General features: G+C 36.0%; 17 protein-coding genes and 2 pseudogenes. 7 read left to right on the top strand and 12 right to left on the bottom strand.

Translation table 11 applies throughout. The features are described from left to right. Window positions 1–9: 9 nt before the first annotated feature. Window positions 10–1662 (bottom strand): DUF2813 domain-containing protein, encoded by a 1653-nt coding sequence (locus ACFFIT_RS09700; protein ID WP_385877458.1) that lies wholly within the window; start codon window positions 1660–1662, stop codon window positions 10–12. Window positions 1663–1692: 30 nt separating this feature from the next. Here ACFFIT_RS09700 and ACFFIT_RS09705 point away from each other — a divergent pair, with 30 nt between their 5' ends. Continuing rightward, window positions 1693–2658, top strand: a complete 966-nt coding sequence (locus ACFFIT_RS09705; RefSeq protein WP_385877459.1) for a LysO family transporter — start codon at window positions 1693–1695, stop codon at window positions 2656–2658. A gap of 152 nt (window positions 2659–2810) precedes the next feature. On the opposite strand, the gene ACFFIT_RS09710 is transcribed toward ACFFIT_RS09705, so the two are convergent. The 6 genes from ACFFIT_RS09710 to ACFFIT_RS09735 form a co-directional block, all read right to left on the bottom strand. Further along, the gene (locus ACFFIT_RS09710) at window positions 2811–3818 is read right to left on the bottom strand and encodes a 1-aminocyclopropane-1-carboxylate deaminase/D-cysteine desulfhydrase (RefSeq protein WP_385877460.1); all 1008 of its coding nucleotides are present in this window, start codon (window positions 3816–3818) and stop codon (window positions 2811–2813) included. Then, window positions 3811–5925, bottom strand: a complete 2115-nt coding sequence (gene recD / locus ACFFIT_RS09715) for an exodeoxyribonuclease V subunit alpha (RefSeq protein WP_385877461.1) — start codon at window positions 5923–5925, stop codon at window positions 3811–3813. The genes ACFFIT_RS09710 and recD overlap by 8 nt, the downstream gene beginning before the upstream one ends. Before the next feature lie 159 nt (window positions 5926–6084). Then, window positions 6085–7026, bottom strand: a complete 942-nt coding sequence (locus tag ACFFIT_RS09720; RefSeq protein WP_385877462.1) for a phosphatidate cytidylyltransferase — start codon at window positions 7024–7026, stop codon at window positions 6085–6087. Continuing rightward, window positions 7016–7870, bottom strand: coding sequence for a lysophospholipid acyltransferase family protein (locus ACFFIT_RS09725; protein WP_385877463.1), 855 nt, complete (start codon window positions 7868–7870; stop codon window positions 7016–7018). Before ACFFIT_RS09725 ends, ACFFIT_RS09720 begins: the two co-directional genes overlap by 11 nt. Window positions 7871–7946: 76 nt before the next feature. Continuing rightward, complete coding sequence (locus ACFFIT_RS09730; protein ID WP_385877464.1) at window positions 7947–8567, bottom strand: YniB family protein; 621 nt, start codon at window positions 8565–8567, stop codon at window positions 7947–7949. Between the two features lie 342 nt (window positions 8568–8909). Beyond that, complete coding sequence (locus tag ACFFIT_RS09735; RefSeq protein ID WP_385877567.1) at window positions 8910–9878, bottom strand: NAD(+)/NADH kinase; 969 nt, start codon at window positions 9876–9878, stop codon at window positions 8910–8912. 155 nt (window positions 9879–10033) lie between these two features. Here ACFFIT_RS09735 and grpE point away from each other — a divergent pair, with 155 nt between their 5' ends. Continuing rightward, a complete protein-coding gene (grpE, locus tag ACFFIT_RS09740; RefSeq protein WP_385877465.1) occupies window positions 10034–10642 on the top strand; it encodes a nucleotide exchange factor GrpE in 609 nt (202 codons plus the stop codon). A 134-nt stretch (window positions 10643–10776) separates the two neighbouring features. Here grpE and argH read toward each other — a convergent pair whose 3' ends face one another. The 4 genes from argH to ACFFIT_RS09760 form a co-directional block, all read right to left on the bottom strand. Then, the gene (argH, locus tag ACFFIT_RS09745) at window positions 10777–12153 is read right to left on the bottom strand and encodes an argininosuccinate lyase (RefSeq protein WP_385877466.1); all 1377 of its coding nucleotides are present in this window, start codon (window positions 12151–12153) and stop codon (window positions 10777–10779) included. 120 nt (window positions 12154–12273) lie between these two features. Next, window positions 12274–13074, bottom strand: coding sequence for an acetylglutamate kinase (gene argB, locus ACFFIT_RS09750; protein ID WP_385877467.1), 801 nt, complete (start codon window positions 13072–13074; stop codon window positions 12274–12276). A gap of 248 nt (window positions 13075–13322) precedes the next feature. Further along, window positions 13323–14318, bottom strand: a complete 996-nt coding sequence (gene argC, locus ACFFIT_RS09755) for an N-acetyl-gamma-glutamyl-phosphate reductase (protein WP_385877568.1) — start codon at window positions 14316–14318, stop codon at window positions 13323–13325. Window positions 14319–14436: 118 nt separating this feature from the next. After that, window positions 14437–15042, bottom strand: a complete 606-nt coding sequence (locus ACFFIT_RS09760; RefSeq protein ID WP_385877469.1) for a LysE/ArgO family amino acid transporter — start codon at window positions 15040–15042, stop codon at window positions 14437–14439. Between the two features lie 356 nt (window positions 15043–15398). Here ACFFIT_RS09760 and argE point away from each other — a divergent pair, with 356 nt between their 5' ends. From argE to ACFFIT_RS13375, 3 genes and pseudogenes are all read left to right on the top strand, one after another. Further along, window positions 15399–16574 carry an acetylornithine deacetylase gene (gene argE / locus ACFFIT_RS09765; protein WP_385877471.1) on the top strand — a complete coding sequence of 392 codons (1176 nt, stop codon included), beginning with the start codon at window positions 15399–15401 and terminating at the stop codon, window positions 16572–16574. Between the two features lie 48 nt (window positions 16575–16622). Then, window positions 16623–19265: a phosphoenolpyruvate carboxylase gene (gene ppc, locus ACFFIT_RS09770; RefSeq protein ID WP_385877472.1), complete on the top strand. Its 2643-nt coding sequence runs from the start codon at window positions 16623–16625 to the stop codon at window positions 19263–19265. 114 nt (window positions 19266–19379) lie between these two features. After that, window positions 19380–20070: pseudogene (locus ACFFIT_RS13375) on the top strand (IS982 family transposase); the annotation flags it as partial. A 145-nt stretch (window positions 20071–20215) separates the two neighbouring features. Here the strand turns inward: ACFFIT_RS13375 and ACFFIT_RS09790 are convergent. Beyond that, window positions 20216–20986 (bottom strand): DUF6882 domain-containing protein, encoded by a 771-nt coding sequence (locus tag ACFFIT_RS09790; RefSeq protein WP_385877475.1) that lies wholly within the window; start codon window positions 20984–20986, stop codon window positions 20216–20218. A 406-nt stretch (window positions 20987–21392) separates the two neighbouring features. Here ACFFIT_RS09790 and ACFFIT_RS09795 point away from each other — a divergent pair, with 406 nt between their 5' ends. Both ACFFIT_RS09795 and ACFFIT_RS09800 read left to right on the top strand, forming a co-directional pair. Continuing rightward, entirely contained in the window at window positions 21393–22676 is a 1284-nt protein-coding gene (locus tag ACFFIT_RS09795; RefSeq protein ID WP_385877476.1) for an arsenic transporter, read from the top strand. Between the two features lie 382 nt (window positions 22677–23058). Beyond that, a pseudogene (locus tag ACFFIT_RS09800) lies at window positions 23059–23289 on the top strand (IS982 family transposase); the annotation flags it as partial. Between the last annotated feature and the right edge of the window lie 98 nt (window positions 23290–23387).

Here is a 23387-nt window from a genome sequence, read left to right on the forward strand (position 1 = left end):
TTGTAGCAATTATTCTGCTTTCCCTCTTGCCTCATTGATAATGCGGGCATAGATTCTTCGAATAATTATAGGAATTGCCTCAACGCCTCTTTGCTCTGCATCAGCAGCAATTTCAATGGCTAAATCTGGCTTAGACGTTCTATGAATGGCTTTATCTATGATTTTTCTCATTGGTAACTTAGGAGAATCAGGCAGTGCAGCAATTTTTTTAAATACATGCATAAACCCTGCTCTAAACATAAAATGCTCTATATCTAATGCAGGTAGTGTAGTTAATCGTCTATTTTCGTCATGATCATCAATTAAGGATTTCACTGTTTGAGCATACCTTTTTCCAGCTTCATCTCCATCCGTTAAAACATGCCAACCAATTCCTAATTGTTCTGCAAATTTTATCAACGGTTTTAATCCACATTGCGCATATTCAATTATCTTTATGCCTTCTGCTTCAAGATTATATCCACAAATTCTCGCTAATTCAGTGAGCAACCACACCTCTGTTTCTCCTTCAACGAGAAGCCAAGCTCTTGCAAATAAGGACGTTGCTCGATTCATACGGATGTGAAAACCAATACGCCTTAACTCATCTGCATGAAAAGAAGAACTTTTAATTTTAAATGCTTTAACTTTAGTTGATTCTCTAATTAATCGGTGAATATAGTGGATCGGCGTATAGGTGAGTAAATCGCCAGAGTTCGTAACAGTTAATCGTTGCAATGGAAGCTGATTAAAAAAACCCCATGCAATTGCAAGATTAACAGGATGTAATCCTTGTTCTGGTTCTTCTATTAATAAAATTGGGCTTGCATTTTCTTTGAGCCGAATATTATTTTTAGACTCGACTAGGGTGATCATAAGACTCAGTAGCAACATGCGAACAGTACGACTACTTGAGCGAGAGATTATTGTATTAATGGCATCTAAAGACTGCCATGCCTGTTTATCTTGAGAAGCAGAACTCACAAGTACTTTTGGAAATCGGCCGGAACCCGATAAATAGTGCTCAAGCAACTGTTGCATTGCTCTTAAGCCCTCTTTAAGCTCATGATTCGATAATGATTGAGGTTCGCTAGCAAGCCTTTCAACTAGCGAAGTCATGGTTTTATCTAACCCACTCGTTTTACTCATTTTATCAGCAAATGAGCTGGGTGATAGTTTGTTTATAAACCTAGCATCTTTTAAGCGTAGTACAGGATGTTTTTCAATCAACTGTCTCATCAAAGTATCTACATCAATATTAACAATTTCCTCTCCATTCGCATCTAAAAAAACTCTTTTTGTGGTAACATCTTGTCCGGTAGGAATATTTAATTCTGCTTGTAAACTTAAATAAATATTGCTGTCTTCTGCCTCTTCATCTGAGATAATAACAGACTGTAACAGCTCAATTACATCTGTATCATCAAGATCTAATTGAGTGAGATTATAAGTAAAAATAATCTGAATGTGCTTATGCCTAGCGTCTTTATCCCCAGGAGGAAAATGAAAGTCTTCCCGGCTAAATTGATATAATCTTTCACTAGGAGCAAGCAAACTAAGCGCATCTAAGAGGCTAGTTTTCCCCCAAGCATTTTCTCCTATGAGTACACTGTTACTTTTAAGACTCAACGCCAAGCGGTGAATACCTCTGAATCCAGATATATCAATGTGTTTTATATACATAAGTACCTATTTGCAAAAGGGCATAAAGCCATGTTAATCAATTTTACCATCATACTACTTCCCCTATTAGCCGGATATAGTATTGCATTATATAACTCTTCTAAAGCCGCTTTTTTTCTCAAATCCATCAATGTTTCTTTAAATTATCTAGTCTATGTAATTTTGTTCTGTATGGGACTTAATTTAGCATTCTTAGACGATCTTTCTAATAATTTAAAAACAGTGCTGTCGTCTTCAGCAGTATTTTTCATTTTAATTTGTAGTGCTAACACATTCTCACTCATAATTTTCACTGTCTTTATCAAAAAACAACAGTCTAAAAACAAATTAAATCCTCAATTATTTTCTACTAAAAAATTGCCCAGCTCTAAAGGTACTCCCATCAACTGGTCTATGCTCAAAGGTGCGTTTGAACTTTTAATATGTGTTGCGATAGGTTTAATTGCTGGACTTTTAACCCATGATACCTTATTTGAACCGTTGATGCATTATGCATTAGATATCAGCCAGTATGCCCTCATTTTTTTGATTTTTTTAGTCGGCATTTTACTGAGACAAAGTCAATTAACACTAAAACAGATTATTTTAAATAAAAAGGGGCTTATGCTCTCTTTTATTATATTAGCGTCTTCTTTGCTTGCTGGTTACTTTAGTGGGTTATTATTAGGTATTGAATTAAAAATTAGTCTAGCCCTATCCTCTGGCTTTGGTTGGTACTCCTTGTCAGGTATTTTAATTTCAGAGGCTTATGGGCCTTTATATGGTAGCATCGCCTTTTTCAATGACTTAGCAAGAGAAATCCTAGTTATTTTACTTATTCCAATGATTGGGCACTCTCATAAATACATCTCCTTAGGTTTAAGTGCTGCAACTTCAATGGATTTTACTTTACCCATTTTACAAAAATATTCTGGCATAGAAATAGTCCCTGCAGCAATTGTTCAAGGATTTATTTTAAGTCTCGCAGGTATTGTCTTAATGACCCTATTTTCTTAACTTATTTTTTGTTCCAAAAATGACAGAGAAATATTCTACTTCTACCAACAATAACTTGATTTTATATAGTTATGATGATTTATTGATATTAATCTCATCTACTTATAATGAACAATGATAGAAAGAGAATAAGCTAAACATTAATATTCTCATTACGTATTAAAAAGTAACTTAGGTTTATTATGTAATGATTGCATTTCATTAAATCCGTTTATACCTTGCAAACCTCCTGTGTGAATCATTAAAACTTTTGCTTTTTCACTTATTTCGCCTTTAAGTAACATGTCATAAATCCCATACACCATTTTTCCTGTATAAATAGGATCTAATTTGATATTTTCTTGCTGGTAAAACGCATTAATAAAATCAATTAGAGATTCATCAGTTTTTGCATATCCACCAAAAGTATATCCACTGACTAGACGCCAATCACACTTCAACGATTTGTTGTTGAAAATAGTCTGTTTTGAATTGTGTACATCCTGTTCAAATCTTGTTTTGAGCAAACTTAAATGCTTTTCAATCTCCTTTTTTAAAAATCCTCCTTCTAAAGCCGGAAAACCCAAAACAGTTTGATGTTTTTTAGCATGTTGAATAATGCCAGTTATCGTCCCACCTGTTCCTACAGGGCACGCAATGATATCAAATTCATCATCAGAATCTGTAAGGATCTCAAGGCACCCTTTTAGTGCTAAAAAATTAGTCCCACCTTCAGGTATGATATAAATTGATGATTTGTCTTTGGTGAAATTTGCAATTAATTGGCGTTGATACTCTTTTTCATTCCGTTTTTGATATTCACTTCTTGATACAAAATGTAGATGCATATTATTCAAATGTGCTTGTTTTAATGTAGGATTTAATGTATCAAGGTCTTTGCGAGCCAGTTCATCACCTCTAATGACGCCAATAGTACGAAATCCACACTCTTTAGCGCTAGCGGCAACAGCTGCGATATGATTTGAATAGGCTCCACCAAAGGTCAATAGCGTATCAAATCCTGTTTTCTTAGCATACTCTAAATTGAATATCAATTTTCGATATTTATTTCCAGATATTGTCGCACTTATCGCATCTTCTCTCTTTATATAAAGGTTGGGAAATCTATTTAATCTAAGATTAATACTGGCCGCTAAATTAACAGAATTTAACTTAATCATACAGTTCAGTCAAAGCATTGATTTGCTCTATCAATCCACTACTTCTCGGGGTTTGATGATTTACCGCGTGAAATATGATAGGTAATGTGCCGTATAAAGTGAGTTGTTTCGAAGCCCTAGTCACTCCCGTATATACTAATTCTTTTGTAAGAACTGGATTAGGCTCTGATGGCATTACCAATAGAGTATGTTGAAATTCAGAACCCTGCGACTTATGTACCGTCATAGCAAACGCTGTTTCATGTTCTGGTAATCTCGAAGGGGATACTGACACGATTTTACCCTGAGGATTTTTAAAATAAACTTTAAGTAGGCCGGTTTCTTTTTCTTTTAAGGTAATACCAATGTCACCATTAAACAGACCTAACATCTTATCATTGCGAGTAATTAAAATTGGTCTAGCAAAATAGTGAGTTTCTTTTAAGGAATCAATTAGTTCAGCTTCGTATAAAGCTACTCTGATTGCCTGATTGAGAGCCACCGTCCCATAAGGTCCATGATGAATTGCACAAAGTACCCTAAACTTGTTAAAGGCGCTTATTACATCATTTATAGGACCACTATTTGAGTACTCAGCAATAAATTCTAAATGTTTTTTTGCCTCTTCAATGTATGCTTTAAACCCAAGTAAACAATCTTTTAACAAGCCATGATATACTTGTATTAACGTATGCTCATCTGTTGAGTTTGTATTAATATAACGCAAAGGGGCCTCAAAATGTTCAAATTGCTGCTGAGTTGTAGAGTATTGACATTCATTTTGATTAAGTAAAGTTGCAATTTCCCCAATCGCTTTGTTGTTCATAGCACGCGCTAGCTGCCCTATTTTAGAATCAGCCGGAAACCGTCGACTAAAGGTTAAAAATCCTATCATATCCGCCATATGCCGATTAAGTACATTTTGCTTATCGTAGAACAGTGCAATCGGTTCTTCTAATACTTCACTCAAAGCAGTTGCCATCTCTTCAGAAAAATATAATCCTCCATAAGAACATAGTTCACCAAGTACTCGCCCTGGCGCAACAGAAGAAAGTTGATCTCTGTCACCTAAAAGAATCAATTTCATATTTTTAGGGATAGCCTCAATCAATTTAGCCATTAATCTTAAATCAATCATAGAAGCTTCATCAACTATGAGAATATCACCATTTAAAGGATGATGTTTATTGTGAATAAATGCATCACCTAAATGAGAAGCCCCTAATAGGCGGTGAAGTGTTAATGCCTCTAATGCCAATTTGTCTTTTTCCTCCTCGCTCATCATAATTGAATTTCTGGCCTCTAATAGAGATTCAGTAAGACGAGCAGCAGCTTTTCCTGTTGGAGCGGCTAATAATATACGTAATTTTTTATCTGCATTTAATCGTATTGCGGCAAGTAAAATGGCAGCAACTGTCCTCGTTTTTCCTGTGCCTGGTCCACCTGAGATAATTGAAACAGGTTTTCTTAATGCGATCACGCTTGCAATTTTTTGTCTATCAGGTGTTTCCTTTGGATTTACAAAAATGTCTTTATTCAAAATACTTTTGACTTTTGCTATATCAGGAGGTATTTGCGCGTTATCTTTTAAGAAAAAACTCGCCACAGTGTACTCATCTTGCCACATACGTTGAAAATAAAGTCGATTTGCAACAACAATAATAGGAGGGATTTCTTGTAATGTCTCTTTTATGGTTAACCAATCGGCATCATTTGCATTAATGATGGCTAAGTTTTCTTGGCTCATGATTCTCAAAATATGTTCAGTTGTAATGCCATTAATTACGGCCTGAAAATTAGAAGGAAGGAGTAGATAAAACCCGTCATCAAACAAGTCTAATAGTGATTCTTTTAGTAAAACACAGACATTGCCCTTAGTCATTTTAGTACTGATGAAACACAAAAAAATAGATAAGGTAATAAGGCTTTTGTTATCTAATGAGGAGTGAATATTCCTAAGAAAAAAACGCACCAATTGTTTATCAACCGCAGCAATTTTTTTTGTATTTACGGCAAAAGTCATCCACTCATTAAAATCATCAAGAGATAGATCATTTGACTGTTTTAGTGTATATTGACTATTGGTAAAAAATTCAACTGGTTGAATCACAATAGCTTTAGTTGACACAAGTTTATCCTCAAAATAAAGTATACAAAAAGAAAAATTATACTATCGGCTAATTTTTAGTGATTAAACTTATTTGAGCCAAATATTTAATGTTTAGCGCTCAATCTAATCGATAGATTTTGGTTAAACTCAAATGCGTAAATAAATTTACTCCACTAATCAGCCAAGGTAGTAAGTAATATGATAAAAAAGTGGGGCTGAAAAACACAAAGAATCTATTCTGTCCATCATACCGCCATGACCTTTAATCAGCACACCAAAATCTTTAACGCCCTGATCTCTCTTAATAGCAGACATAACAAGTCCCCCCATAAATCCCGTTAAAGTCAAAACTAGGGAAATCAGAGCAGTCTGCCACCAATTAAATGGGGTAAGCCAATGTAATGAAATTCCAATTAGAGTAGCACTAAACACACCACCAACAAAACCCTCTAATGTTTTATTCGGACTTATTTTCGGAGCAATTTTTCGATGTCCAAAGAGTTTACCAAAAACATACTGAAATACATCGGAAATTTGAACTACAATGATCAAAAATAAAATAAGCGTAATGGGATTAAAACCCTCTTTAGACGTTTCTAGTAAAAGTAAAGCGGGGACATAACTTAATAAATATATCGCAATCATAACTGCCCACTGCACTTTGGCTGTTCTTTCCATAAAGTGAGTAGAATCTCCAGCAATCGCAACACGTGTTGGTATTAAAACAAAAGCACAGATAGGAATGAAAACAGTAAAAAATGCTTGCCACTCTAATGCAATCAATAAGTATTGTGCTGGAAGTAACACAAAGAAACACCAAAATAAAACAGCATGATCTCCCCTTTTGGTTGGAATAAGCGTGATACACTCCCTTAATGCATAAAAAGAGATCACTAAAAAGAGCAGTAAAGTACCAAATTTATTGAATGTAAAAGCGATAATCAATACCAAGCACATAACCCACCAGGCCTTAATGCGAGCATTAAGGTTTGTGATTGTTGCTTTTTGAGCTACGCTAACTGGGCGCTTAGCCAATACAAAACCTATCATGGTGGCTAAGGCCAAAAAAACACCGATCCCCAGCATAAGATAGCGAACACTGACATCATCAAATAGCATTTTTTAGCTCCTCTAACGCGTGCTGAGCACGGCTTAAAAACTCTGATTTTTCTTCAACTTCACCTAAAGGCGCAATTGCTTTACCAAAACGCACATCACATAAAATAGGAACTATAAGCTTACTGCCTTTTGGCATGACCCGGTGCAAATTATGTAAATATACTGGAATGATAGGAATATCAGGTGAAGTCTTAGCCAAATGATATAAGCCTGATTTAAAGGGTTGAATCACTTCCCCTTGACCTCTTGTACCCTCTGGAAAAATGATAAGACTCTGCTTAACCTCTAGTAAGGACGCCATCAGCATAATAGGATCAACATTCCTTGTCTCTTTTTCTCTGTCAATCAATAGTGCATTAAATATATCGTTCGCAATAAATTCCTTGAGCGCACTTCCTTGCCAATAAGATTTAGCCGCAATCGGATGAGTTTCAATGCGTCGCTCTTTAGGTAGACTAGACCATAAGGCCAAACCATCTAGATGGCTTTGATGATTAGCATAAAAGATACATGGACCATTCACAAGGGGTTCTACAAACGAAGCTTTAAGTCCAGTAAAAAGATTACATAAACTAATCAATAGCTTCTCATAAAAAATGGACTTAACGTTTTTTTGGGCTTTTTTCTCTTCTACTTTTTTGAGAATTTTATCTCGGATGAAGGCTATTTGTTCTTTCTCATCCTCTGTAAGAGTTATTTGTTGCAAAGACTCCTCAAGCGATTCAATCGAATCTGACACCTCAGTATACAGTTCAGTTACTTCACTAATCGAGGGAATTTCATCTTGATTTTTATTTAGTTCTACTGATGAAGAGGGGCTGTCTAAAGGAGTATTCGAATTCATATAAACCTCTTATTTGTTCTATGAATAGGTCAGAGCCATCCGACAAAGTTAATTCAGATGGCTTTAAATGGAGGGATTACATGCCTAAAAATCCAAGCGCAAATTTAACCATAATGATAATCACCATAGGAAAGACATACAGTGGAAAATATTGAATAAATACTGAATGATGTTTTAATTTTAATCGAGAAATTAGCTCATCAGCACTCTGAACTTTTTCTCCTCGTGCTGTTTCAATAAATATGAGGCTGTCAACAGTTTGCTGCACATTTCTCACTTGACTAAACAACTTATCACTTGATTGCACCAACGCCATTCCTATAAACATACCCCAAAATAAGATAACAAAACCTAAGTTACCAAACACACCATCACCAATTACTGGCGTTGGGGCACTGGTCCAAAAAAAACCCATCACAGGCATATCAGAAAGACCTTTATCCAGTGTTTTAATAACAGAGGACATGATACCAAAAATAAAATTCAAGCCAGATTCCTCAGCATTTTTCACTTTATTCACAACCAGTTGACTATACCCTAATAGGGATTTTAATGCACCTGTAACAGTCCACAATAGTGAATATGCTAATAAGGATTTTAATGCACCGGAAACAGTCCACAATAGTGAAATAGCAAAAACAAACCATCCTGAACTCATTTTTATGTAAGCCAAAATTCTGGCTTGTTGATACGTCATACTCTTTCTCCAAAGTTAAATAAATAATTCTGTCAATTTTACGTTTAATTCACGCTAATGAAAAGCATTAACCGAATATTTATTAATATATACCTTAAATAACTGATTTTCTGATTTATAGTTTTCCAACGTTTCGCCAAGTTTTTAAAGTATGGAAGGATCAATTTACCCAACTTTATTTTTCTAAAATTTAACTGCTTTCACTTTCAATGACTTACTTGTATAAAACCTTATTTATTCATGAACTTATTTATTCATGATTTTTTAATATTTCTAGGCAGTTATCCTTTGAGTTTCTTTTTACGAAGAGAAATACAGGCCTGCTCGATAGTTTTATAAGAATTATTTAGCCCAATTTAATTTACTACTTAAGGTATTAAAATAACTGTAATCCTTCGGATGTATTAACTGCAAAAATAACCGTGATTTTTGAATTAATACTTCCTCACCCTCTTTTACAGAAAGTTCTTGGTAACTATCACAATTCACTTCTAATTCATTTTTAATTTGTGAAAATTTGAGTCGAATTTGACTATCAGCACTTACCACTAATGGTCTTGCAGTCAATCGATGTGGGAACATTGGAACCAATACTAACGCATTTAATCCTGGAGTCAAAATAGGCCCGCCTGCCGATAACGAATAGGCAGTTGAACCTGTTGGGGTTGCAATGATTAAACCATCGGCTTTATGACTAAACGCAAATTCATCATCTATATACACTTCAAATCCTATCATATGAGCAATTTGTTTTGAATGTAGTACCATTTCATTCAAAGCTTGGCAATACTTTGGAAAGTGTCGTAAAACTGGATTTGTCCCTATATCCTTATTATCTGAAAGATAAGGCGCTTTAGTTTCCTTTGGGGGCGATTTTGGAGGCTTTGGATTTACTACAGAGACATCTAAGAGAAAACGATTCTCTTGGGTGTATTCACCTAATAAGATGGGTTTTAAATGAGATATAACATCATCTGGACCTATGTCGGTTAAAAAACCAAGCGTTCCTCTATTCACTCCAATAATTTTAATATCATAATGAGCCAATATGCGCGCTGCACGTAATAAATTACCATCTCCTCCGATGACAATCGCAAGATCTGCTTTCTTTCCAATCATCTCTAAAGAACAATAATTGGCAGTTCTAATCAGCACTTTATCCGCTAACGACTCCTCAATAAGCGCATCAAATCCATTATCAATCAACCAGTGATAAATTTGATAATGAGTGCTTAATGCAGCTTCTTGCCTAGGATGGCCAATAAGAGCGATCGTCCCAAAATGATATAAGGTATTTGATATTTTTCCCATCATGTAAAAACTTTTCCCGCTTAAGAGTTGAAAGTGATAAACTTAGCCCCATAATAGTCATTAAACCTAAGAATTTCATCAATTATTTTAAATACATTATACTATGTATTTGCTTATAGTTTAAATCTACCCATATTATGTAATAGGAGTAAAAAATGAATCAATCAACACATGAAAACCAACACGCTGATGAAAATATTGATATGAACGAAGGTGATATCAATCAACCTCATGCAGATCAGGACAGTCATAGCGATGTTCATGTTCTAGATGAGCGCGACGCTAAAATTGCTGAACTTGAAGAAAAAATCGCATCTATGGCTGACTCTGAAGTACAAAAACAAGCCAGAGAAAGTGTATTAAGAGCGCAAGCTGAAGTACAAAATATTCGTCGTAGAACAGAGCAAGATGTAGAAAAAGCACATAAATTTGCTCTAGAAAAAATCATCAAAGACCTCCTCTCGGTAATTGATAATATGGAGCGTGCCTTAGAAGTTGCCGACAAAACAAACGAGGCCCTAAAGCCTATGATTGAAGGGGTTGAATTAACGTTAAAATCTCTTGTAGATACAGTAAAACGTTATGGGGCGGAAGTGATAGATGAAATCAATGTGCCTTTTAATCCTGATATTCATGAAGCCGTAACAAACGTCCCTGCTTCTGGTGAAATTGAACCGAATCATGTGGCTTTTATCATGCAAAAAGGCTATCAACTCAATGGACGCTTACTCCGAGCTGCTATGGTAGGTGTAGCAAAAGCTTAAACCTAAATGAGACTAGTTGATTTCAGATGCTTTAGCTCATATTATTATGGGCTAAAGCAAACGAAAAGCAATTACAACTCTATTGACTCCAGCAAGTTGAATTAACCTCAGGATATAAGATAATATCAGATTATTTAGAGACCCAATCGCATTTTAGCAACTTTAATCGCTTCAGCTACTTTAGCAGGATTTACCCCCCCTTTTGCTGAGCGCTTAACTAAACAAGACTCTAAAGATAGTATTAGATAAACATCTTCTTCAATCTTATCTGAAAATATTTTTAGTTCGTCTAGCGTCAACGCCTCTAATGCTTTTCCTTTGGCAATTGCCCCAACAACTGCTTCTCCTACGATATGATGAGCTTCTCTAAAAGGGATCCCTTTTTCAACTAAATAATCAGCAAGCTCTGTCGCATTAGCGTAACCCTGTTCAGCAGCTTCTTTACAGCGAGCGGTATTCAAGTTAATGTCTTCTAATACTAATGCAGCCATTTGTAAACAATCAGACCATGTTTCTAATGCATCAAAAAGTCCTTCTTTATCTTCTTGCATATCCTTATTATAAGCTAAAGGTAATCCTTTTAAGGTCATAAATAAGCCCATTAATGCGCCAATAACTCGTCCACTTTTACCTCGAATTAATTCTAGAGCATCGGGGTTTTTCTTTTGTGGCATTAAAGATGAACCAGAGGTTACTTTGTCTGATAGTGTAATAAAATTTGCTTCACCACTATTAAAGAAGATCATATCTTCAGCGTATCTAGAGAGATGTGTCATACTAATAGATGCAACACTTAATAACTCTAAAATATGATCGCGTGACGCAACACTGTCCAGACTGTTTCTTGTTGCTCCTTTGAATCCAAGATCTTTAGCCAAGAGTTCTCTGTCCATAGGATATGCAGTGCCAGCTAATGCTCCTGATCCTAAAGGGCTATAATCAAAACGTGCTAACGCATCACTTAGACGACTTTGATCTCGTTCAATCATTTCCACATATGCAAGGCACCAGTGAGCAAAAGTGATCGGTTGTGCCCTTTGTAAATGAGTATAGCCTGGCATAACAACAGTTTGATAATCTTCTGCAGTTAAAACCAAAGCTTGTTGAAAGTGGGTTAATAGTTCATGAAGTTGAATTACTTGGGCCTTACACCACAAGCGTAAATCAGTCGCTACTTGATCATTACGGCTTCTCCCAGTGTGTAATTTTTTTCCTAAATCTCCAACTTTAGCAATCAGTTGCTGTTCAACCCAACTATGAATGTCTTCAGCATCAGCTGCTATCATGCCTTTAGGATTCGCTTCCACTTCATTCAGTAATTCATTTAAGGCTTGTGATAATTTTTTTTGTTCATCATTGCTTAAAACCCCGACTCTCACTAACGCATTAGACCATGCAATAGAACCAATAATATCTTGTTTTGCAAAACGATAATCAAAACGTAATGAGTCGTTAAGTAGCCTAAAGCGTTCATCGGCTGCTTGTGAAAATCTTCCACCCCAAAGTGCCATATTCTTATCCTGTTATCTATTTTTGTTAATCTTTGATAAAGTGATATTAAGCTTTTATTAGCCTAACTTTTTCTACTTTTGAAATTTTTCTACTTTTTAATTTTTTTGACAATTTTTTCATTATGGGATCATCAAAGTACCCATTGATTGATTTTTAAATAATAATGGCAGTTTATCAAAATCTTTAAAACTAGCAATAGTGACTGCTCCACCTAAGTTACTTGCTGCATCAAGGGCAGCATTCACTTTAACTACCATGCCGTCTGTGATAACGCCTTTGTCAATTAACTCATTTGCTTGTGCCCTATTCATGCTGGGGATTAATTTTTTATTTTCGTCTAACACCCCACTGACATCGGCTAATAAAGCCAGTGATCCGCCTATACTTTTAGCAATCACGACCGCAGCCTCATCGGCATTCACATTCATCAAAAGTCCATCAGCAGTAATGCCAATAGAACTAATGATAGGAAGATAACCATGAGAAAGCAACAGAGTTAATAGTTTACCCGAACCTGCTGTCGCATGAGCTACGTGCCCCAACTCATCGGATATGGGTGTTACCTCTGCAATTGTCGCATCACCTAGGGAGAGGCCAACAGGCATCAATTTGGCGTTAATTGCATGCGCCATTATATTTTTATTCGCCGTTCCTGATAATGCGCCAGCAACAATATCAATTTGTGAGCTAGGCGTCACTCTTAGCCCCTCTTTTTTGACAATCGGTAAATTAAGCTGTTTCATAAGAAAATCAACAACACACCCACCGCCATGGACGATAACCACTGGTCTTTTAGATTCAGATTGACGTACCTGTGAATCCCAAATACCTTGGATAGTGCTAAATAAGGAGTCTAAAGCACCTGGGGTATCTAATATTACTCCACCTAGTTTCAATACGAGAGGTGTTTTTACTTGCATATATTTTTTCGCCCTAATATCAATTAAAATTTAATTACTTTGTCATAAATAAAATGCTATGTTAAGTCAACAAAAAAACTGCTCTTGGCATGTCTATTTTTCAAAAAAACACTTACCCTTAAGCAACTGACTTAAAATAATTTTTTGGTCACTACGCAGCGCTGTGTCATTATTGAAATAACATATAGTATGCAGATCAGATAATGGTGTTTTTTCCTAATCGGACGATAACAAAGTTTAAAGTAAAGTTAAAGTAAAGAAAGTGTCTCTTCATGACCAAATCTTAGGTTAAAACACTGAACTGCTTGAGATGCAGCTCCTTTTAATAAATTATCCTCTGCACTGACAATAATCGCATACCCATCACTGATTGCAAAACCAATATCACAATAAGGTAAACCAACCACAGATTTTAGCGATGGAAAGCCTGAGTCAAGTAATCTGACAATTTTTGAATGTCCATAGGCTTTGTTAAAGACTTCTCTAAATCGTAATTCAGAGGCTTGTTCATTCACTTTACAGGTCACTGTTGCGAGAATACCACGTTCAAATTGCCCCAAGTGTGGAGTGAAAATGACTTCCGTTCCTAAATGATAACTAATTTCTGGTTGATGGCGGTGAGTAAACACACCATAAGGTTGAAGGCTAACTTCACAAAAACTGGTATTTAGGGCCGCTTTTCTGCCAGCACCACTAACCCCACTGGTTGCGTTGATTATCGGTTTCATGGATAAATCCAATAATCCCGCCTCAATGAGCGGTTTTAATGCTAATTGAGAGGCCGTAGGGTAGCACCCTGGCACAGCCACTAAAGAGGCTTGGCTTAATGCGTCTTGCGCAAATTCGGCTAAGCCATAAACTGCTTTATTTAAATACTCAGGGTATGCATGAGAGAAGCCGTAATAGGTAGGATAAAACTCAGTACTCGGAACCCTGAATGCACCTGATAAATCAAATACACACACTCCTTTTTGTAAAAAAATAGGGGCTATGTCATGGCTAACTTCATGTGCGGTTGCTAAAAAGACAACATCACATGATTCAGCAACCTTTTCAATATCATTAAGAGGATAAATCTCTTTGTCTAATACGCCTCTAAATTTAGGATATAAAGTAGAAAGTGATTTTCCTGCATCGGCACTATTCGCAGAAACATATAATCCAACTAAATCACACTCAGGGTGTTTATTTAAAAAAAACGCTAACTCAGCCCCTGCATAACCGCTTGCCCCTATAATGACAATTTTTTTACGCGAATTACTCACAGCTCACTCCTTTATTTTAAGTATTTCTAAAGTTTGTATTGAACAAATTCTACGAGGTAAAATGACCGCTTTGAACTATAGCCCGTTTAATTTGCTTTTAAAATGCTAATAGTAGATTACCTGCAATAAAAAACATCACCACCCCAATGAATATATCTAGATACTGCCAGCTCTTTTTATTTATGAAAAAAGGGCGTAAAAATTTGGCCAAAAAACCTAGACCAGTAAAAAATACCACTGAAGCAAAACATGCACCTAAACCAAATAGCCATGCATTTTCCTTATACTGACTTGCAATGCCACCCAACAATATAACGGTATCTAAATACACATGTGGATTTAAAAAAGTAAAGGCTAAACAAGTGCCTAAGACAACTTTTAAGGGAAGTTTATGACTATCCGAAGACAATTCCATAAAACTGGTTGCTTTATAAGCTGAGATAAAGCGTAGAATAGCATACGCGCATAAAAATACGATCCCAAATACCCTCGTAATATCAATTACCAGAGGATACTTTTCAACAACAATATAAAAACCACTGACCCCAATCGTAATCAACAGTGCATCACTAAGTGCACAACAGATAATGACGGGAAGCACATGTTGTCCAAGTAAACCTTGCCTTAAAACAAAGGCATTTTGTGAGCCTATTGCAACAATTAAAGAAAGACCGAGCAGAAAACCTTCAAACCAAATAGCCATATTTCTCCGAAAGTGGACTGATGAATCACTTAAGATCATAAACCTTTAGACCTATACGATCTATGAAAATCATTCGCCCCAAAATTTTACACAATATAAAAAAATGTATCGCCATCGACTAGTATATCGTTACGTTGAACTAACCATTCTTTGAACAAAACAACCTCAATTCTATTAAATGCCAAATAAGCAACGCGACCTTACGAATTCCTATTGCACCTCTAGTCGTAATGTATTAAAGTCCATTAATTAATCTTGTAATATAATAACATTAACTTGCATTTTTATGCAAAAATTTAGCATAATATATCACGCATACCCGTGCTGTTTTTCTTATAAACTAGAGGACTTTTCTTATGGCATCGATTCCTAAATTCCATTCTCTCTATGAAACATTGATTGCGATTCCCACTGTAAGTGCTGAAGATATTCAATTAGACTTCCCTAACCTGCCTCTGATAGAAAAACTAGCTGAATGGTTTGAAAGCTTAGGTTTTGAAATATCAATCACTAAGGTACCTGAATCTCGAGATAAATATAATCTTCTGGCCAGTTTTTATCCTAGCAATGGGGTAAAAAATGGTGGATTGTTATTAACAGGACATACCGATACAGTTCCTTTTGATGAAGGGCGCTGGACACAAGATCCTTTTAAACTGACCTTAAAAGACGACAAGCTGTATGGACTGGGTACTGCTGATATGAAAGGTTTTTTTGCATTTATCTTAGATGCAGTAGCCCAACTTGATAGCAAAAAATTCACCAAACCACTGCATATTTTAGCGACAGCCGATGAAGAGATAACCATGGCAGGGGCTCGTTATTTTGCAGCCAATACACTCATCAGACCTGATTTTGCAATCATTGGAGAACCAACTTCTTTAGAGCCTATTCGAGCACATAAAGGTCATGTAGCCCATAGTCTTAAAATAGTAGGACACTCTGGCCACTCAAGCAATCCAGCTTTAGGTGTTAATGCCATCGACTTGATGCATGAATCGATAGGAAAGTTGATTGAATTGCGTGAAGAGCTCAAAGAAAAATACCAAAATGCTTCATTTACTGTACCTCATCCCACGATGAATTTTGGCTATATCAATGGAGGCGATGCAGCGAACAGAATTTGTGCGTGCTGTGAACTTCATCTGGATATTAGACCTTTACCTGGTCTGAAATTAGATGAATTAGATGGGCTAGTCGCAAAAGCATTAAAACCAGTAACTGATAAATACCCCGGTAGATTAAGTATTAAGCAGATGCACGCAGCAATTCCAGGTTATGAGTGCGAAACTGCACATCATCTGGTTCAAGAAATAGAAAAACTTCTAGACAAACGCACAGATGTTGTTAATTACTGTACTGAAGCACCTTTTGTACAAACTCTTTGTCCGACTTTGGTGTTAGGTCCAGGATCTATAGATCAAGCGCACCAACCCGATGAATATATTGATACTGCTTTTATAGAGCCTACCAAAAAAGTACTTACCGATTTAATAAGCCACTTTTGTATGAACTCTACTGAACAAGAATGAATTTTTAAATAATTATCGTTTATCAATCAATTAACTAATGGGAGTCTCATGAACGAACAATATTCAGCAATGCGTAACCATGTCAGTATGCTTGGCAGTATGCTTGGAGAAACAATAAAAGAAGCACTCGGAGACAAAATTCTAGACCGAGTTGAAAATCTGAGGTTACTTTCTAAGTCTTCAAGGGCTGGTAATAATGCGGACAGACAAGCTTTATTAAATGCGCTTGAAAATCTTTCTACCGAAGAGTTGTTACCCGTTGCAAGGGCATTCAGTCAATTTTTGAATCTCACGAATACTGTTGAACAATACCATAGTATCTCTCCTAAAGCAGGAAATACCACCACCCCACAAATTATTGAAGCACTTCGTACGCGATTAAAAGCGCAAGAAGTCAATGTAAGCGATATTGTAGAAGCCATTAAAAATTTGTCGATTGAACTTGTTTTAACCGCCCATCCGACTGAAATTACACGTCGCACAATGATAAATAAGCTCATTGAAGTCAATAGTTGCCTAGAAGGACTCGATCATGCGGATATCACTGACTATGAACGCCAGCGGCTAATGAGACGTTTAAAGCAATTGGTCGCACAATCATGGCATACAGATGAAATAAGAAAAGAGCGTCCCACTCCAATTGACGAGGCTAAATGGGGGTTTGCAGTAGTTGAGAATAGTCTTTGGGAAGCTGTACCTGAATTTTTAAGAGAACTCAACGAGCAAGTTACCGCATCAACGGATTACCGATTACCCATCGATGCTAGCCCAATCAAATTTACTTCTTGGATGGGAGGAGACAGAGACGGTAATCCTAATGTGACGGCTCAGGTTACCCGCCATGTGCTTTTACTAGGGCGTTGGAAAGCTGCTGACTTATTTTTAAAAGATATACAAGTCCTGATCTCAGAGCTCTCTATGAATGAGGCCACTGATACACTTAGAGCATTAGCACCAAAAGAATCTCAGGAACCTTATCGAGATCTTTTAAAAACAATACGGACTAAACTGACCGACTCTTTAGCGCACCTTGAAAATGTTATTAACAAGGGTGTTCAATTAGACATCAATTATTTACTGACTAACGAAGACTTATGGCACCCCCTTCATGCCTGCTATGAGTCCCTTAAATCATCTAAAATGGAAATAATTGCTGAAGGTCATCTACTTGACACTTTGAGAAGAATAAAATGCTTTGGTGTACATCTAGTCAAATTAGATATTCGTCAAGAAAGTACACGACACAGCGATGCCATCGCTGAAATTACTCGCTATCTTGGATTGGGCGATTACAGTAGTTGGTCAGAAAAAGATAAGCAGGCTTTTTTGATCACAGAATTAAATTCAAGAAGACCTTTATTTCCTTCTGTCTGGTCCCCTAGCCCTGATGTCAAAGAGGTGCTAGATACATGCAAACTTATCGCTAAAACCTCGCCTGATGCTATCGGTGCATATGTTATATCAATGGCGCGAACAGCTTCAGATGTCTTGGCAGTTCATCTTCTATTAAGAGAGTGTGGATGTGTTCATCCACCTATGGTCGCTCCATTATTTGAAACGTTAGATGATCTAAATAATGCCGAGTCTGTCATGAACTCCTTATTGCATATTGATTGGTATAGAGCTCTTCTCTTAAGCAAACAGAACAGTCGCCAGATGGTAATGATTGGCTATTCAGATTCTGCAAAAGATGCTGGAGCCATGGCGGCCTCATGGGCACAATATCAAGCTCAAGATGCGCTGATTAAACTGTGTGATGAACTGGGTATTGAACTAACATTATTCCATGGCCGCGGTGGTTCAATTGGCCGTGGTGGTGCACCAGCCCATGCGGCTCTTTTATCACAACCACCTGGTAGCTTGAAGGCTGGATTGCGTGTTACTGAACAAGGAGAAATGATTCGCTTTAAATTTGGTTTGCCTGAAGTTGCAATTAATAGCCTAGCACTTTACACAAGCGCAGTGTTGGAAGCCAACCTCTTAGCTCCACCCGAACCTAAAAAAGAGTGGTGTGATATTATGGATGATTTATCCCAAATTTCTTGCGAGATCTATCGTAGCTATGTGCGTGAACATCCGGAATTCGTCCCTTATTTTAGATCTGCGACACCTGAACAAGAGTTAGCTAAATTACCATTAGGATCACGCCCCGCTAAAAGAAATCCCAAAGGCGGAGTAGAGTCTTTACGTGCTATCCCGTGGATATTTGCCTGGACACAAAATAGACTTATTTTACCTGCTTGGTTAGGTGCAGGGGCTTCTTTAGCTAAAGTCATTGAGAAGGGTCAAAAAGCAAAACTCGAGGAAATGTGTCGCGATTGGCCATTCTTTTCGACTAGAATTGGTATGTTAGAGATGGTCTATACAAAAACAGATTTATGGTTAGCTGAATACTATGATCAACGTTTAGTAGATAAATCACTATGGTCACTTGGTCAATCATTGCGTGAAGCGCTAAAACAAGATATTGACACTGTACTTTCACTTGCGAATGATGAGAACCTAATGGCTGATTTGCCTTGGATAGCTGAGTCTATCGCTCTTAGAAATATCTATACCGATCCACTCAATGTCCTTCAAGCAGAGCTTTTACATCGTTCTAGAAAGTCTGAAGACTCAAATCCTAATATTGAACAAGCTTTAATGGTTACGATCGCTGGTATTGCAGCAGGAATGAGAAATACGGGTTAAGTTTTCTTAATTTTATTAAATAACGAGATGCTCGACTTTTTTGTTACATAATTTGGAGGGAGATGGCATAACTTACAACTAATTAAGAGACCAATCGAAATTAGGAGTAAAATCATGCCATCATTCCTAGACTATATCACCTATACTTTTATTAAAATAGACGATAGCTTAAATAAAATACTGGCTGAATACGATAGACCACTTAGAACAAGAGGATTCCTGCCAAAGCTATCAGATAGCGAAGTCATTACAATGGAACTCATTGGTGAATTATTTGGTATTCATAGTACGGTAGAAATTTGGAGATACTTTAACAAGCATCAGACTTACTTATTTCAAAATTTCTCTTCCCGTATTCAATTTGCCAAACAATGCCAAAATCTTTGGATTGTTAAGTAAAAAATATTGGAAAAACTTAATTCGTACAGGTATTTATTTCATATTATTAGCGAAGTTCCAATAGCTGTTTGTCATAACAAACGGACTATTAATTGCAAGCGGTTTAAGGAAGAGGCAGCTAGGGGTTACTGTGCCTCTAAAGAGCAGTATTATTACGGATTCAAAGGCTATCTCGTTGCTAATCAAGAGGGGTAAAATTGTTAATTTTGATGTGACTTCCGCAAATATAGATGAAAGAGAGATGATAATAGAGTTACTTGAAGGTAAAACAGGGTTAGCATTAGGGGATTAAGGCTATTTGGGTGAGACAGCGGAACAATATACAAAGCATGGGATTGCTATTGAAAAACCCGTTAGGAAAAACATGAGAGATAAGCTCCCTAAAAACATTAGGAATTTTTGGAATTTTAGTTAAAATTGAATTGTAACTATTAACAAGGGTAATGCAAATTATGATAGTTAGTGCAAATACCACTAAGAACATTTTTTTCATCAAACATCCTAAGGTTATTCATTTGTGGTATCCAGATTTAACAAGCTGATTATATAAATCAACTTTGCGTACTTGATATTTCATCAATACGCAATTGATCGTCGAATTTAATGTCTAGAGTCATATCGTTCGCTGTAAAACGAATAGCCGACTCTGAAAATTCAGCATGTTTTGAAAATTTTTCAATAAGAGGTGCAACCATAACTCGATGATTACCTTCATATGTTTGAATTACATATTTAATAGCTTGAACTATTTCATCGCAATTTGCAGAGTCAAAAATTTGAGTAGGTGGTGACTTAATTAAAATGTAAGCTGCACCGTTATCGTAGGGTGTTTTATAGTAACAGTCTCTATCAAAGAAGGCACTGACTAACGCACTTAAATTATGACCATTGATAAGTTCATCTAAAACAATATCTTTTGAATTAAAATCAATAAAACTAGCAAAATTGCTTTTTTGATTGAATAATAAAATATCTTCAGTGAATGTTGCAGGATAACTATCTGAATTGACTGTTCCAAATCTCCATGTATTAGATACATGCGATTCTGTGCCAATGAGTCCTGCCGTAAATTTATGATTACCTATAATCAATAACTGACGATCCACATCTAGTTGCCAATTTGCGTCACCAATAATTTCCCCTAATCGGTTTTGTTGAATGCATGCTATACCAACAGCACTAGCAATTAATTCTGCTGACGATGAAGGTTTATGCCTTGCGATAGATTCAATAAATGAAAAATCATTTGTTTGGTTCATTAGTGATCTGACAGAGGCTGTTTTGTTATTAAATATGCTCATTATTTTATTGAATAAAGACATAGGTATCCTTTTTATTTTTGATTTTATTTTGATATTCAATGAATAGTTTAAGCTAAATTATATGAGAAAAATTATAATATACAAAAAATAAAATTATACTAAGTCCCATCAACTTTAGTCCTTAATCTGCATATTTTGATTAGTATTATGTATGAAAGCTACTATATGTGGAATTTATTTTTGTATGAAACTATAATGATGCTGCTGTTGGTCTGTTAAATTAAGGCGAATTTAGGTAAAACGATTTACCCTCCTTTTCATATTAAATATAGACTAGGTACCGTAACTGATACTGGTGATACAAAATATTATGATAGCCAGAATGTGTACCACACATCTCTGTAATTTAACCTCTATAAGGATAGTAAATTTCTTACTGAATTAATCATATCTCTCGGGAGCCATTGTGTTATTAGCATTTTGTATTTTTTTATTAACTTTAATCTTAGTTATTTGGCAACCTAAAGGATTAAATATTGGATGGAGTGCAACTATCGGTGCTGTTTTAGCGCTAGTACTTGGAGTGGTTAATTTAAATGATATCCCTGTTGTATGGAATATCATTTGGAATGCGACTACAGCATTTATCGCAATTATCATAATCAGTTTATTGTTAGATGAATCTGGTTTTTTTGAATGGTCAGCTTTACACGTAGCAAGATTTGGGAATGGTAAGGGACGACTATTATTCACATGGATTATTTTGTTAGGTGCCGTAGTTTCAGCAATTTTTGCTAATGATGGTGCAGCATTAATTTTAACCCCCATAGTCGTTGCAATGTTACTTGCATTAAAATTTAGTAAAAGTTCAACATTGGCTTTTGTGATTGCAGCTGGATTTATTGCTGATACTGCTAGTTTACCACTAGTGGTTTCAAATCTAGTAAATATTGTTTCTGCTGATTTTTTCGAAATAGGCTTTACAGACTATGCAGCTGTCATGATACCGGTAAATATAGTTTCTGTTATTGCAACACTCGTGATATTGCATCTATTTTTTAGAAAAGATATCCCTACAAAATATGACAGTTCACTATTAAATCAACCTGCTTTAGTGATCAAAGATAAATCTACATTTATAGCTGGTTGGGGGGTGCTATTATTTTTATTACTGGGTTTTTTTCTCTCTGAGCTATGGGATATACCAGTCAGTGCTATAGCAGCTATCGGTGCGATAATTTTATTGATTGTGGCTAAACAACAAAGAAAAATTGATACGCTTAAAGTGTTAAAACATGCTCCATGGCAGATAGTAATTTTTTCACTGGGTATGTATCTTGTTGTATATGGTTTACAAAATGCTGGATTGACCAATATATTATCAGATATATTAAATTCGTTAGCAGACCAAGGTGTATTTATTGCAACTTTAGGAACTGGATTTTTAACTGCTTTTCTATCTTCTGTAATGAATAACTTACCTTCAGTACTTATCGGCGCACTATCTATTGAAGCTAGTTCAGCAGAAGGTATGGTTAAAGAGGCAATGGTTTATGCAAACGTAATTGGCTGCGATTTAGGACCTAAAATTACACCGATAGGCAGTCTTGCAACTTTATTATGGTTACATGTATTAGCTCAAAAAAACATGATCATCACTTGGGGATATTATTTTAAAACGGGTATTGTAATGACTTTACCTGTCTTATTGGTAACTTTGGTTGCTTTGAGCTTTAGATTAACGGTATAATTTTATACTTATTATTCAACCTCTTGTCATGCTTTATATTTTTTAGATATTATTAAGGACAAAACCTACGTAAAAATACGAATAACAAAATTATTCCAAAGATAGTGCCAACAGTTAGAATAACCGTTGAGCTAACATTCAATAAAAATCGATTCATTATTAGTGGCAGTTGATATTTTATCCCCCCTTTTTTTAGGCTTACATAGTTAACTACATCTTAATAGAACCAATTGCAATCGTTGCAGGATTTAAGTCCTTATCATAATGACGTTATGACGTTTTAAGGAAATTGATGTTTTACTAAGGCTAGAAATCTACTTTCGTAAAGCTTTTAAGTCAAAACCTTTTTCTACTTTGACATGCTCACCCCCGCTAGAGCAAGGGGATTGCTATTGAAACACCCGTTAGGAAAAGCATGAGAGATAAACTCCCTAAAAACATTAGGAATCTTTGGAATGATAGAAAAATTATTGAAAGTACAATTGGTCAACTCGCTGAAAAATTTAATCTTGAAAGAACATTCGCAAGAACAATGCTGAGCTTAACTAATAGGCTGAGCAGGAAAGTATTATCACACAAACTGGCCTCGCTGTTCAATAAAGAACAAGGTTGACCCATTTTAAGTATCGCAGATCTCGCATTTTAAAAGCCGAGCATCGCGTTAAATATGTATTAAAGACTTTTCTTATGAGCGGCTTCTTCATTGAAGCC

It is taken from the genome of Thorsellia kenyensis (assembly GCF_042432445.1).
Classification (GTDB): Bacteria; Pseudomonadota; Gammaproteobacteria; order Enterobacterales; family Thorselliaceae; genus Thorsellia; species Thorsellia kenyensis.